This window comes from Paenibacillus caseinilyticus (genome assembly GCF_027533645.1).
Classification (GTDB): domain Bacteria; phylum Bacillota; class Bacilli; order Paenibacillales; family NBRC-103111; genus Paenibacillus_G; species Paenibacillus_G caseinilyticus.
On the sequence record NZ_JAQAGY010000042.1, the window covers coordinates 15,979 to 28,314 of the forward strand.

Annotated in this window: 11 protein-coding genes, 19 tRNA genes, 2 rRNA genes and 1 riboswitch; of the genes, 2 read left to right on the forward strand and 30 right to left on the reverse strand. The window is 54.6% G+C overall.

What is annotated here, in order from left to right; all coding sequences use genetic code 11:
* Nucleotides 1-48 precede the first annotated feature (48 nt).
* A riboswitch (purine riboswitch) is annotated at nucleotides 49-148 on the forward strand.
* Nucleotides 149-277: 129 nt separating this feature from the next.
* Nucleotides 278-1,615 (forward strand): 5'-deoxyadenosine deaminase, encoded by a 1,338-nt coding sequence (locus O9H32_RS32350; protein ID WP_269870209.1) that lies wholly within the window; start codon nucleotides 278-280, stop codon nucleotides 1,613-1,615.
* A 424-nt stretch (nucleotides 1,616-2,039) separates the two neighbouring features.
* Here the strand turns inward: O9H32_RS32350 and O9H32_RS32355 are convergent, their stop codons facing one another.
* The 6 genes from O9H32_RS32355 to O9H32_RS32380 form a co-directional block, all read right to left on the reverse strand.
* Entirely contained in the window at nucleotides 2,040-2,753 is a 714-nt protein-coding gene (locus tag O9H32_RS32355; RefSeq protein WP_269870210.1) for a FadR/GntR family transcriptional regulator, read from the reverse strand.
* 268 nt (nucleotides 2,754-3,021) lie between these two features.
* Nucleotides 3,022-3,474, reverse strand: coding sequence for a flavodoxin (locus tag O9H32_RS32360; RefSeq protein ID WP_269870211.1), 453 nt, complete (start codon nucleotides 3,472-3,474; stop codon nucleotides 3,022-3,024).
* Between the two features lie 196 nt (nucleotides 3,475-3,670).
* Nucleotides 3,671-4,609, reverse strand: coding sequence for an alpha/beta hydrolase (locus O9H32_RS32365; RefSeq protein WP_269870212.1), 939 nt, complete (start codon nucleotides 4,607-4,609; stop codon nucleotides 3,671-3,673).
* Nucleotides 4,610-4,710: 101 nt separating this feature from the next.
* Nucleotides 4,711-5,013, reverse strand: coding sequence for a YunC family protein (locus tag O9H32_RS32370; protein ID WP_269870213.1), 303 nt, complete (start codon nucleotides 5,011-5,013; stop codon nucleotides 4,711-4,713).
* Between the two features lie 194 nt (nucleotides 5,014-5,207).
* Nucleotides 5,208-5,603, reverse strand: coding sequence for a DUF423 domain-containing protein (locus O9H32_RS32375; RefSeq protein ID WP_269870214.1), 396 nt, complete (start codon nucleotides 5,601-5,603; stop codon nucleotides 5,208-5,210).
* A gap of 226 nt (nucleotides 5,604-5,829) precedes the next feature.
* Nucleotides 5,830-6,129: a hypothetical protein gene (locus tag O9H32_RS32380; protein WP_269870215.1), complete on the reverse strand. Its 300-nt coding sequence runs from the start codon at nucleotides 6,127-6,129 to the stop codon at nucleotides 5,830-5,832.
* A gap of 235 nt (nucleotides 6,130-6,364) precedes the next feature.
* Here O9H32_RS32380 and O9H32_RS32385 point away from each other — a divergent pair, with 235 nt between their 5' ends.
* Nucleotides 6,365-6,580 (forward strand): hypothetical protein, encoded by a 216-nt coding sequence (locus tag O9H32_RS32385; protein ID WP_269870216.1) that lies wholly within the window; start codon nucleotides 6,365-6,367, stop codon nucleotides 6,578-6,580.
* A 126-nt stretch (nucleotides 6,581-6,706) separates the two neighbouring features.
* On the opposite strand, the gene O9H32_RS32390 is transcribed toward O9H32_RS32385, so the two are convergent.
* The 24 genes from O9H32_RS32390 to O9H32_RS32505 form a co-directional block, all read right to left on the reverse strand.
* On the reverse strand, nucleotides 6,707-7,864 hold the full coding sequence (locus O9H32_RS32390; protein ID WP_269870217.1) for a sensor histidine kinase: 1,158 nt from the start codon (nucleotides 7,862-7,864) through the stop codon (nucleotides 6,707-6,709).
* An 80-nt stretch (nucleotides 7,865-7,944) separates the two neighbouring features.
* Nucleotides 7,945-8,208, reverse strand: a complete 264-nt coding sequence (locus O9H32_RS32395; protein WP_269870218.1) for a hypothetical protein — start codon at nucleotides 8,206-8,208, stop codon at nucleotides 7,945-7,947.
* A complete protein-coding gene (locus O9H32_RS32400; protein WP_269870219.1) occupies nucleotides 8,205-9,878 on the reverse strand; it encodes an ABC1 kinase family protein in 1,674 nt (557 codons plus the stop codon). Before O9H32_RS32400 ends, O9H32_RS32395 begins: the two co-directional genes overlap by 4 nt.
* A gap of 364 nt (nucleotides 9,879-10,242) precedes the next feature.
* Nucleotides 10,243-10,316, reverse strand: a tRNA-Pro gene (locus tag O9H32_RS32405).
* A 5-nt stretch (nucleotides 10,317-10,321) separates the two neighbouring features.
* A tRNA-Arg gene (locus O9H32_RS32410) sits at nucleotides 10,322-10,395 on the reverse strand.
* Between the two features lie 9 nt (nucleotides 10,396-10,404).
* A tRNA-Cys gene (locus O9H32_RS32415) sits at nucleotides 10,405-10,475 on the reverse strand.
* A 15-nt stretch (nucleotides 10,476-10,490) separates the two neighbouring features.
* Nucleotides 10,491-10,565, reverse strand: a tRNA-Gly gene (locus tag O9H32_RS32420).
* A 6-nt stretch (nucleotides 10,566-10,571) separates the two neighbouring features.
* Nucleotides 10,572-10,655, reverse strand: a tRNA-Leu gene (locus O9H32_RS32425).
* Nucleotides 10,656-10,668: 13 nt separating this feature from the next.
* Nucleotides 10,669-10,754: transfer RNA gene (locus O9H32_RS32430), tRNA-Leu, on the reverse strand.
* Between the two features lie 16 nt (nucleotides 10,755-10,770).
* A tRNA-Lys gene (locus O9H32_RS32435) sits at nucleotides 10,771-10,843 on the reverse strand.
* A gap of 9 nt (nucleotides 10,844-10,852) precedes the next feature.
* Nucleotides 10,853-10,927, reverse strand: a tRNA-Gln gene (locus tag O9H32_RS32440).
* 12 nt (nucleotides 10,928-10,939) lie between these two features.
* Nucleotides 10,940-11,015, reverse strand: a tRNA-His gene (locus O9H32_RS32445).
* Between the two features lie 28 nt (nucleotides 11,016-11,043).
* A tRNA-Asp gene (locus O9H32_RS32450) sits at nucleotides 11,044-11,120 on the reverse strand.
* 14 nt (nucleotides 11,121-11,134) lie between these two features.
* Nucleotides 11,135-11,211, reverse strand: a tRNA-Met gene (locus O9H32_RS32455).
* 15 nt (nucleotides 11,212-11,226) lie between these two features.
* A tRNA-Val gene (locus O9H32_RS32460) sits at nucleotides 11,227-11,302 on the reverse strand.
* Nucleotides 11,303-11,306: 4 nt separating this feature from the next.
* Nucleotides 11,307-11,382: transfer RNA gene (locus O9H32_RS32465), tRNA-Asn, on the reverse strand.
* Nucleotides 11,383-11,391: 9 nt separating this feature from the next.
* Nucleotides 11,392-11,476: transfer RNA gene (locus O9H32_RS32470), tRNA-Tyr, on the reverse strand.
* Nucleotides 11,477-11,484: 8 nt separating this feature from the next.
* Nucleotides 11,485-11,560, reverse strand: a tRNA-Thr gene (locus tag O9H32_RS32475).
* A gap of 6 nt (nucleotides 11,561-11,566) precedes the next feature.
* Nucleotides 11,567-11,642 (reverse strand) — tRNA-Val (locus O9H32_RS32480).
* A 13-nt stretch (nucleotides 11,643-11,655) separates the two neighbouring features.
* Nucleotides 11,656-11,727, reverse strand: a tRNA-Glu gene (locus O9H32_RS32485).
* 19 nt (nucleotides 11,728-11,746) lie between these two features.
* Nucleotides 11,747-11,822, reverse strand: a tRNA-Ala gene (locus tag O9H32_RS32490).
* Nucleotides 11,823-11,841: 19 nt separating this feature from the next.
* Nucleotides 11,842-11,918 (reverse strand) — tRNA-Ile (locus O9H32_RS32495).
* A gap of 53 nt (nucleotides 11,919-11,971) precedes the next feature.
* Nucleotides 11,972-12,088: ribosomal RNA gene (gene rrf / locus O9H32_RS32500) — 5S ribosomal RNA — on the reverse strand.
* A 136-nt stretch (nucleotides 12,089-12,224) separates the two neighbouring features.
* Nucleotides 12,225-12,336: ribosomal RNA gene (locus tag O9H32_RS32505) — 23S ribosomal RNA — on the reverse strand; the annotation flags it as partial.

Consider the following 12,336-nt stretch of genomic DNA (forward strand, 5'->3'; position numbering starts at 1 on the left):
ATAACATCTATTGATAACTTATATGACCTACTTTATAATGAGGTTAAACTTCATATCCTAAGTTCCTTTCGTATAACCTTAATGATCGGATTAAGGGTCTCTACTTAGAAACCGTAAATTTCTAGCTACGAAAACATGTGTTCTTTTACGCCAAAAAGACATGTTTTTTCGCAGCTAGTTTTTTTATGCCAACCTGTAAGATGAATATCTGTATCAACCGCAGTTTGATACATTGCACCTGTTATATCGAACTAGTCATAAGAGGAGGAATCAACTCATGGGGAACCTGCTGATCAAAGGGGCGCAAATTATCACAATGAATGCTGCTGAGGAGATATGGACCGGCGATATCCGGGTTGTCGACGACCGTATAGCTGCTATGGCGCCCTCCCTGGCCGAAGAGCCTGGAGAATATGTGATCGATGCCTCGGGCCGGACCGTCATTCCCGGGTTCATCCAGACCCACATCCACTTGTGCCAGACCCTGTTCCGGGGCAAGGGAGATGACTTGGAGCTCATGGACTGGCTCCGCCAACGGATTTGGCCGCTGGAAGCCTCGCACGATGAGGAATCCGTCTATTATTCGGCACTGCTCGGGATCGGCGAATTGATTCAGAGCGGGACGACCACCATCGTGGATATGGAGACCGTCCATCATACCGATTCCGCCTTTCGGGCGATTGCCGGCAGCGGCATCCGGGCCTTATCCGGGAAGGTCATGATGGACAAAGGCACGGAGGTGCCGCTGCCGCTTCAGGAGAAAACGGGGGAGTCCATTCAGCAAAGCGTGGATCTCCTGGAGCGCTGGAACGGATACGATAAGGGGCGTATCCAGTATGCCTTTTGTCCCCGTTTTGTCGTTTCCTGCACGGAAACGCTTCTGAGGGAAGTCCAGAAGTTATCCACGTCATATGGAGTAAAGGTGCATACTCATGCTTCGGAGAATCTAGGCGAGATTGAGATCGTACAGGCCGAGACCGGCATGCGCAATGTGGTATATCTCGACCATCTGGGGCTCGCCAATGAACGGTTGATACTGGCTCACTGCATCTGGCTGGATGAAGAGGAGAAGCGGATCATCCGTGAGCGCGGCGTTCATGTCAGCCACTGTCCGGGGTCCAATCTCAAGCTCGCTTCGGGCATCGCAGAGACGCCAGAGCTGCTGAAGCTCGATATCTCAGTGTCCCTCGGCGCCGACGGAGCACCTTGCAACAACAATCTCGATATGTTCAACGAAATGCGGCTTGCGGCTCTGATCCAGAAGCCGGTTCATGGTCCCACGTCCATGAACGCAAGAAGCGTCTTCCGCATGGCGACGATCGGGGGAGCCAAGGCGGTCGGCATGGAGAAGGAGATCGGCAGTATTGAAGTCGGCAAGAAGGCAGACCTTGCCATTCTCAACCTGAACGGCTTCCATACCTTCCCATCGTATGATGTGGATCCGATATCCCGTATCGTGTATTCCGCCACGCGGGCAGACGTCGAGACTACGATCATCGACGGCAAGATCGTGATGGAGAAGGGGCTCATGCGTACGGTAGATCAACCTACGGTACTCTCCGAAGCCAACCGCTCGATCAAGCGGCTGTTGAAGCGGGCTTCCCTGCAGGCCTAACTTGATTACGCCCTCGGGCCGTCTGCCGAGGCAGCTGCGAGCTGGGGGGCCGCGGCTTTGCCGTCTGACGAACGGGCAGACGCGAGCCGGAGGGGCCGCGGCTTCGCCGTCTGACGAACGGGCAGACGCGAGCCGGAGGGGCCGCGTCTTCGCCGTCTGCCATCAGATGGCGAAGACGCCCTTCCCGCCCTTCCTCGCTTCCACTTGGACGCCTTATGGAACGGCAGAAGCCCTCCAGCAGCCTATCCGTGCTCCTTGGGCCCAATGCCTCAATACCGCTTGCTTCTGCCCAGCGGCTCCATAATTCTACGCTGCGCCCTCATCAAACTCTATGCCCCCTGCTCTATTCACAGTCAAGCACCGGAGGCGGGGCTCCCATGCTGTCTTTTTTTACCTAGTATTTTCCCCCTTCTTCATCCGCCGCCTACCGCTTCAAAAACCGGATCAGCACCCGCTCGACATGGAACAGGTGCTTTCGCATCTCCTCCCGGGCGGCTGCGGGATCCTGATCCCGCACAGCCTCGTATACGGCCCGGTGCTCCTGCAGCAGCTGACGGGATACTTCGGGGCTGCCGTACATCTGCAGCCTCCGGGTTTCGCGGATCGCGGTCTCCATCTGCGAAGAGATCGAATCGATCATCCGCACGAGAATCGAATTGTGGGTGGCTTCCGCCAGAATCACATGAAATGCGATATCGGCACGCTCCCCTCCAACTTCGTCTCCCAAGCATGCTTCCATCCGGAGAAGCACCTCTTCGAATTTGCCGATGTCCTCCGCCGTACGCTTGACCGCGGCCAAGCCGGCATTCGAAATTTCGAGCGCCTGCCGCGCCTCGAGCAGCTCCATGACCGTGTCACGGCTCATGAGCAGGTAGTCGAATTCTGGCAGCCCCACGTCCCCCGCTTCGATGCTTCTTACGTAGCTGCCTTCGCCCTGATGAATCTCGACCAGCCCCATCGCTTTCAACGCGCTGAGCGCCTCCCGCACGGTGGACCGGCCGACTTCATAGCGCTCGGACAGTTCCTTCGCCGACGGCAGCTTGTCGCCCGGCTTCAACTGTCCGCTGACGATCCTCTCCTTGATTTGCTCCGCAATCGCCTCGTATATTTTTTGCGTTGTTATGCGCTTGATTTCCATTCTCCTGCTGCTCCTTCCGCACATGCGGCTCCATTCCTTGCTCCCATTGTATACCCCAGTTCCTGTGAAGTTCAACCTAGGTCCGGGCCTGAGCAGCCCCTCCGCTTTGGATGGGATTGTCTGCCGATCCAAGCGGCTGCATTGCCCTTCAGAGGCCATTCCTCAGCCCCCCTCCTAGTCCCCACTGCCTCCACAAAAAAAAGACCGCAGAACCCAATTTCTGCGGTCTCCCTCGGCTCATCAGCCTTCTATGATAAGACGCCTGCGTTTAAGCCGTTACCTGCAGGGAGCGTGCCATGGTCTCCCCCAGGGAGCGGCAGCCTTCCTTCTCCTCGGCAGAGGGTCCCAGCTCGACCTTCAAGCCTTCGGCTACGATCTCGGCACCCCGTTCCTTCAACTTCTCGAGCAGCGTATCGACGGCCGCCCCGTAAGCCGAGTAAGACGAATCGCAGGAACCGAATACCGCCGCTTTCTTGCCGGTGAGATCCACTTCATCCAATTCGTCGTAGAAGTCGAGGAATTCATCCGGCAGGTCCCCATCTCCCCAAGTGTAAGCGCCGAGAATGATTCCTTCATATTGCTCCAGCTCCGACGCGTTCGTGTCCATCACATTTTTTTGTGTGAGTTCGGCTCCGGCTGACTGAACTCCTTCCCCAACCGCATCTGCCATATCTTCCGTATTCCCGGTCATGCTGGCGAATATTAGAACTACATGAGCCATATCCATCCGCTCCCTTTTTAATTGATAATGATTTTCACTATCATAATAAAGAGAATGATAATCGTTATCAATTAAGCTGTCAAGGGGTTCCGGACATTTTGACATTTTGACATCTTCACTTCCTCCCGTCCTACTTTCTTCCATGCTCACAGCTGTACAAATAAAACCCGCCGTTGCCGGTCGGGCCTGTCTCCTTCTATGCTTTTGTAGTAAGCATCCCATTCAGCCAATCCAGCACATCGCGGGTGACTTCATCCCTGTTGATTTCATTGAGCATCTCATGCCGCCCGCCGGGATACAGCTTAAGGGTTACCCGCTTCATACCGAGCCCGGCATAGAGAGCAGCCAAGCGGCGCACTCCTTTCCCCATCATCCCCACCGGATCACGATCCCCCGAGAAGAGGAGCACCGGCAGACTCTTCGGAATCCGCTCCATGTTCTCCTTCCGGTGAATTTCGGCGAGACACCTGAAGAATTCTTCCCAGAATTGAGCGGAGAACACGGCTCCGCAGTCCGGATCGGCCGCATACTTGTCTACCTCCTGCTCGTCGCGGCTCAGCCAATCGAAGAGAGTACGGTTCGGGCGGAAAGCCCGGTTGTATCCCCCCAGCGTCAGATGCAGCAGCAGCATGCTGCGATGCCCCTCCCCTTTGCGTGATACCACTTGCTTGGCCAGCCAGATCCCGAGTTGGAGTGCTCTCCCTTGCGGTCCGTTGGAACCGGAGAGAATGATGCCGTCCGCTTTATCAGGATATGTATACATGTACCTCTGAGTCAGGAACGAGCCCATACTATGTCCGAACAAGTACACCGGAAGGTGGGGATGCCTTTCCCTTATGAGATCGGTCAGCTGCGCCATCCCCCCGCACATCAAGCGGAATCCGTCCCGTCCGACGATCCCGAGACGCTGTGGATTCCCCGCCGTCCGGCCATGCCCCCGATGGTCATTCGCATAGACGGCATAGCCCGCTTCCGTCAGGGCATGAGCAAAACGCTTGTAACGCAGAGCCGTTTCGGCCATGCCGTGAGCGATCTGCACAATCCCACGGATCTCTGCCTCTTGATCCGGCAGCCAGACGTAGGTATGGATATCTTCCCCGCCTTGATCCCTGTATGTCCACTCCTCGCTAAGCATCCTTCCATCCTCCCCTGCCCTCATTCGGCTGTTGCTCCCATTATAGAACTTGCCCGATACAAAAAGAAAGCCGCAGGTCCGTCTCCCGCAGCTTTCCCGTTTTAGAACATCAAGGCGACGGCATCGCGCCCTTTCATACCCGGCACGATACCAAGCGCTTCGGCCCCGTAAGTGACCGACTCCAGCGGAGCCTCGAGCAGCTCTTCGATCGTCCGTACGCCTGTCGCCCTGGCAGCAAGAATGCCGCGGTCCTTCAGCTTTTCATTCAACAAGCCGACATCAAGCGCTCCGCACATGATATACCCTTTGTCCGTTGTGACGACGAGCAGCGTCGTCTTCGGCAGTTTGACTTCGATTGCCAGCGCCGTACGCCCGTCCAGATCGACCGGTTCCATACGCATCATAACCTTGTCTCCCCCTCCACGTCCGTATGCTTCCACTATATGTCGGGGGAAGATGCAGGGTTCCGTGCCATTCGCCCGTTATGCTTCAGGAGCGACATGCGGTCTGAACGCGGCAGACAACCACGGCGGCCGTCTGCAGCAGCAGATAACCTGCCAGCCTGCAGTGCCTCAGCGCCTTTTTGCATCAGCAGGTCTTACCGCTTTCCTTCGTTGGATTCCGATGCGCCGCGGCACGCCAGGAACAGCGAGATCCAGCCGAACAAAAAGGCCAGCCCGCCAATCGGCGTGATTGCGCCGAGCACACGCAGATTCGTCAACGCCATAACATACAGGCTTCCTGAGAAGATCACGATGCCCGCCAGCATAGCCCAGCCCGCGCGCCGCAGATGCGCCTGTCCCGGAAGGACGGCGGCCGCGAGCCCTATGGCTACCAAGGCTAATGCATGGAACATATGATACTGTACCCCGGTCTGATAATTCGCGAACATGGCCTCGCTGATGTTATTTTTCACCATATGCGCACCGAATGCGCCAATCGCTACGGCCAGGAATCCGCAGACCGCCCCAATACGGATAAAAGTCGCTTTCATTATGATCACCCCCATTACTTAAGTCTACCGTACTCCAGCCTCCCCGCGTCAAATCCGATTGGTCACTGAAGGGGTATTTCCCTATGGAATTCACGAAAAGTTCACTCCCACGAACGCTGTTCTGATTCTTATATACACGAAACAGTCCGGCACAGCGCCTGGGAAGGCACTGCAGCCGGACTGCGTCGATCAATGCGCTTAACACCGTAATGACAAGCCGCCGTCCCTAGTATTGTCCGATATCGTGCTGACCAACAATAAGCGTGATCGGTTCCAGGAATACACGGGTGCGGGTAGGCGTAGTTAACAAATCAATCTCTACATCGACTACGTTATAGCGCTGGTGCTTGCCCTCCCGCTTGTCGAAAACCACATCAAATTCCTTTAGGCCGAGCTGGTATGCGAGTACGGAAGAACCTACCGAGATTGCAGGGGCTTCGTACTCCCCGCGGTTGAACAGGGTTTGCGTCAGGATTTCCTCATTCATGTCCACAATTTTGACTTCTTGGCAGATGATGTATTTCATTTGTTCCTCCTCCGTCCGGGATGCGTGTGATGGTCATCTATCTTTTGTTACCCCGATACCCTGTTTTTATTCAATATCCCCCGCCCGAACTCCTGCCACAAACGACATCAAACTTATAAATTCCCTTATACGGCGGGCTTTTGGAGACTTTGACCCCTTTATATTTATTTTTCCCGGCCGGGCAGTCGCCAACCCATCCCATCCGTCATATGATGCATCATCCAAGGCGGGGGAGATGAATGACGTGAGCAAGGCCAAGAACAGTAAAGCCAAAAAGAATACACCGGCTTCCTCCATCGATAAGACGCAGTTCATGATGAAGGTGGTCACCTCGGACGTATGTGCCCGGTGCCGCAAGTGCGAGCGCGGTATCCGTTATCTGCAGGCCATGTCACAGCCCGGAGCCCTCGGCAAAGGCGTCCCCTGCATCCTGACCAAAGGAAAAGCTTAAATAAGGAAGAATGCCCCCGTCCGGTCCATCGGGCGGGAACACACTACAGCCTGCCTCGGCGGTGCTGCGCTGGCTCGGCAACAACTTCGGAGGAAAGCGGAAGCTCGCGATAAACGCCTCCCTGCCTCACACGGCGCTGCTGTTTCCGTGCTCCCTGCTCTGCGTCCGGAAGGTAAGCAGGAACGTTGTCCGCTTCGGTCCCGTTACGCAGCCGATCTCCCCGCCGTTCTTCTGCATGATGGTCTTGCAGACCGCCAGCCCCAGCCCGGTCCCCTCTTCCTTGTCCGTTACAAAAGGCTCGAAGAGTTCGTCGAGGATACGTGGATTCACCTCAGGTCCATTATTCGATATTTCCATAATATAACAACCGGGCCGGCTGTATCCGCAAATATGCATCTCTTTCTCATATTTCACTTCCTCCATGGCATCGAGACCGTTATTGATAACATTGGAGATCACCTGCTGCACGGCTACCTTCTGAATATGCAGGGCGGCATGCTCTTCGAGATCTATGATCAAGCTGACATTCTCGCTCAGGAATCTGGGATTAAGCAGGGAGACGACGGAGTCGAGGAGCTGCCTGGCGGTAAGACGCACAATCGGTTCCTCGATCACCCGTTTCTTTGAGAAGCTGAGGAAGCCGGTGATCTGCATATTGATATTCTCGAATTCATTTTCCACCACACTCAGGTAGCGCTGGATTTTGTCCGAGCTTTCTTCCGTAGCCAAGCTTTCCCGGATGAGCTTCAGGAATCCCTTGATGGAGGTCAGCGGGTTCCGGATTTCGTGGGCCATGCTTGCCGCCATCTTGCCGATGAGATTCAGCCGGTCGTCATGGAGCTGCGTGAGCGCGCGTTCCTTTTCTTTCAGCTTTGCGCTGGTTCGCTCCATATAATGGCTGCAGACAAGCTCTTGCAGATAGTCGATTCTACTCGTGATCACAGTCAGGAAAGGAAGCGGCCGCTGAAACTCCAAGCCTTTTTCGCTGTCAAGAATATCAAGGACCGCTTTCCTCCAATACGAGGTGCTCTGAAAAATATGATGGAACGGCATCCCCTTCTCAACCAAATTACGGGACCAAATGGGAACTCGGTTGTTCAGTTCATGCTCCTGGACAGGGATCTGAAGATCAATCATGTAACTAAAATAAAATTCCGCTTGCCGGCGCAGTTCTTCGGAATCGTAATATTCAGGAACATCCTTGCAGAGCATAGCGTACCAGCGCGTAATGATTTCTTCCTTGCTGTCCTCTACCCATTGCAGCTCCTTGTCAAAATCCGCCATACGGCCCCCACCCTGCATCCAATAATCGGATAGTCCACGTCTGTTTTTCTTTCGAACTTTCCACCAAATCTCATTAGCGATTATTTGTATTTGCCCCAGAATGAGAGCAGCACTCGTAAAAACCAAGGCAGCCGCCAGCCTGCTTTATCTGCTTGACGTACGAAGTTTACGAATGACGCGCCCACGCGGCGCTGCTGCTTCACTTGCTCTTCCTCGCCCTTTACCGTGAACCGGTAACCGTCTTTGAGCCCTTCCACTTTAAACTCAAAGCCCTCGGCCTTCTCTACAAACTGCTTTTGTACTTCTTCCTCCCGCGGCTGTTCGTACGCTTTTTCGTCCGTCATGGATTCCCATCCTCTCTGTTTTGGGATTTCCCGGCATAGAGCCGGTCCAACTTTCGCTCCAGATACATATGATATGCAACGAAGGGCAGCGAGAGTCCCGCCACCGTCCCCCCGGTGAGCCGGGAATCGAAGAAATACAGCAGGATTGCGGTCGCCCAGAGCACCCCCGACACCTTGCCGGCTGCCCTCTGCTTTCTCTCGTAGTGCGCTCTTCCCAGCCTATACTTCCGCTCATCGAGCAGCTGCTGTTCACGGCGGACTCTAAGCTGCATCCATGAATCAAGCATTCGGGGCAGCTCCCCAAGAGATCGAGCAATATCCAGAGCTTCCGCCGCAAGAGGCTTCCACACAGCCTTACCGACCTCCTCTTCTCCTCCCTCCTGCAACAGGGGAGCCACGACTTCCTGGCCGATCTCGAGGTAATCGACATCTGGCTCGATCATAGCAATTACCCCCGTCACCACACTTGCTGCCCTGCCCATGAAGGCAAACTCAGCCGGCAGCTGGATGGATTCGGCCGACACGAACCGGCGTATGTCGGAGAGCAGGTCTTGGACGGCTTCGTCGTCGAAGGAAGGGTAGCTTTTGCCAAGGTAAAGATGCATGGCCGTGGCAAGACTGCGGGCTAATCCTTCCCGGTCCGCTCCGGGCCGAATAAAGCGCAGCTTCTCGAGTACGGTTACGACCACGCTGTATTTCTGCAGCACCAGCGATTGGACGAGCTCCAGCAGGTATCGCCGCTGCTCCTTGGAGATTGTACCCATCATTCCAAAATCCAAGTACACGAGCGTACCGTCCGGTTGGAGACGGACATTCCCCGGATGAGGATCCGCATGGAAAAATCCATCTACAACCACCTGCCGCAAGAAGGATGCGGCTAATCTCCGAACCACATCGCCGCGGTCCACCCCGTGCACTTGGTATAGGGATGCATCCGTGATGGGCCTCGCGTCCACCCACTCCATAACCAGCACACGCCGGGTCGTCAGCTCTTCATGGATCCTTGGCGCACGTATTCTGCTATCGCCTTGAATGCTCTCAGCAAAACGCTTGGCATGCTCTGCCTCTTGAAGAAAATCCAGCTCCTTCGACACAATATCCACGGTCTCTCGGTAGAGCCTGTCGAGATCGAACGACTTGCCCCAGCCCGTAAACCGCTTTGCCATGCCCATGACCAATCTTGCGGCCTGAAAATCGGCTTCTATAACCGATCGGATCCCCGGACGCTGTACCTTCACCGCTACGGCCCGTCCATCCGGCAATTCAGCCCGGTACACCACTGCAATAGATGCGGATGCTATCGGCTGTGGGCTGAGGGTTGGCAGCACATCTTCGGGCGCGCCGCCCCATTCGGAAGCTAACACAGCTCGAGCCGCTTCCCACGGTACAGGAGCTACCTGATCCGTAAGGTCCGCCAATTCCCGGGTGAAGGCAGGCGGCAGAAGGTCGGCACGGGTACTGAGGAACTGGCCCACCTTGATCAGGAGCCCTTCCAAACGGAGCGCTGTTTCACGGTATTCCCTTGCCTGCTTGCGAAGCAGGGCCTCCCGGCCAACTTCAGGATCGTCGAGCCGCTCTTTCGTACGTTCAAACTTCCAAATTTCGTAAAAAAATCGGATACACATTGAGGTAATGACCCCGATGCGGTAGTAGCGGCTGGTGCTTTTCATCCCATCACCACGGTTTTTTTGAAGTTACTTTTATTCCCATCATACCACAGGGAAGAAATCTCCACAAAAATGGATACGCTTGCTTTATTACAAAACAGAACAATAGAATGTGCTAATCAGCCTATAATATTTCACTAATTCATGTTCAATCACCAGTAAGTTGATGAAGCCCCTCCCCTCTTTTCGGCGGATCCTACAATTATTATGATTATGTTTCTGCTTATCGGGCCCCACGGTTCGTAGGATCATGTACCCGTATGGCACGCCTTTCCCTACATGTGCGTTGCTAGGTCGCGCTCTGACCATATCCGTAAAACAAAAAAAGGAAGAGCCCATATCACTATGGACTCTTCCTCACATCTTATCGGGATGACACGATTTGAACATGCGACCCCCTGGTCCCAAACCAGGTGCTCTACCAAGCTGAGCTACATCCCGCCGAACGTTCCCTGAGAGATTCGAACTCCCGACCTTTTGATTCGTAGTCAAACGCTCTATCCAGCTGAGCTAAGGGAACATAAAAGTAAGGCACCACCCAGATTCGAACTGGGGATAAAGCTTTTGCAGAGCTCTGCCTTACCACTTGGCTATGGCGCCTTAATTTGTTGAAAATGGAGCGGAAGACGGGAATCGAACCCGCGACCCTCGCCTTGGCAAGGCGATGCTCTACCGCTGAGCCACTTCCGCAGGTAGTGCGGTCGAGAGGACTCGAACCTCCACGGCTGTTACACCACTAGAACCTGAATCTAGCGCGTCTGCCAATTCCGCCACGACCGCATATTTTGTTAGATGGTGCGGTTGAGAGGACTCGAACCTCCACGAGCTTACGCCCACTACCCCCTCAAGATAGCGTGTCTGCCATTCCACCACAACCGCATATAAAAATTAAAAGTGAGCCATGTAGGACTCGAACCTACGACACCCTGATTAAAAGTCAGGTGCTCTACCAACTGAGCTAATGGCTCAAAACAAAATGGCTGGGGATCTAGGATTCGAACCTAGGCATGACGGAGTCAAAGTCCGTTGCCTTACCGCTTGGCTAATCCCCAATGGGTTAAAAATGGGGCGGTCGAAGGGAATTGAACCCTCGAATGCCGGATCCACAAACCGGTGCGTTAACCACTTCGCCACGACCGCCAAAATCAAAACCCATGCAATAGAAAAATGGCGGAGCCGACGGGATTCGAACCCGCGGTCTCCTGCGTGACAGGCAGGCATGTTAGGCCTCTACACCACGGCTCCACAGTAAAGAAAATTGGTTGCGGGGGCAGGATTTGAACCTGCGGCCTTCGGGTTATGAGCCCGACGAGCTACCGGGCTGCTCCACCCCGCGTCAGTAAATCAATTATGGTGGAGGCTGACGGGATCGAACCGCCGACCCTCTGCTTGTAAGGCAGATGCTCTCCCAGCTGAGCTAAGCCTCCATAATGGCTCCCCGAACAGGACTCGAACCTGTGACAACTCGATTAACAGTCGAGTGCTCTACCAACTGAGCTATCAGGGAATAAAAAAGTGGTGGAGGCTGATGGATTCGAACCACCGAACTCGATGAGAGCAGATTTACAGTCTGCCGTGTTTAGCCACTTCACTAAGCCTCCATAAAACATGGTGCCGCCGAGAGGACTTGAACCCCCAACCTACTGATTACAAGTCAGTTGCTCTACCAGTTGAGCTACAGCGGCAAATCGTGGTGGAGGCTGACGGGATCGAACCGCCGACCCTCTGCTTGTAAGGCAGATGCTCTCCCAGCTGAGCTAAGCCTCCATGGGATAAAGAATGACCCGTAGGGGATTCGAACCCCTGTTACCTCCGTGAAAGGGAGGTGTCTTAACCCCTTGACCAACGGGCCAGAATGTAAAAACAAGAATTGGTGGAGCCAAGCGGGATCGAACCGCTGACCTCCTGCTTGCAAGGCAGGCGCTCTCCCAGCTGAGCTATGGCCCCAAGGCATATTTAATCTATCTGGTGGGCCCTAGTGGACTCGAACCACCGACCTCACCCTTATCAGGGGTGCGCTCTAACCAGCTGAGCTAAGGGCCCTCATAAGAAACTTACAAGTATGCTCACCCTAGAATGGGCATACTTGTATTTTTGCTTGGCGACGTTCTACTCTCCCAGGACCCTGCGGTCCAAGTACCATCGACGCTGGAAGGCTTAACGTTCGTGTTCGGGATGGGTACGCGTGCTTCCCTTCCGCCATCATCACCAAACGGCTTGTGATGTATCTGCCAAGATACACCGGTCTTTCTCTTTCAAGGCGGCTTGCGCCTTGAAAACTGGATGCGAAATGAGCTCGCTGAAGCTCTAACTCTATATAGCTGCTGCTGCTCCCTTGCGGAAGCTTGCTTGGATAAGCCCTCGACCGATTAGTATTCGTCAGCTCCACACGTTGCCGCGCTTCCACCCCGAACCTATCTACCTCGTCGTCTACAAGGGGTCTTACATACTGGGAAATCTC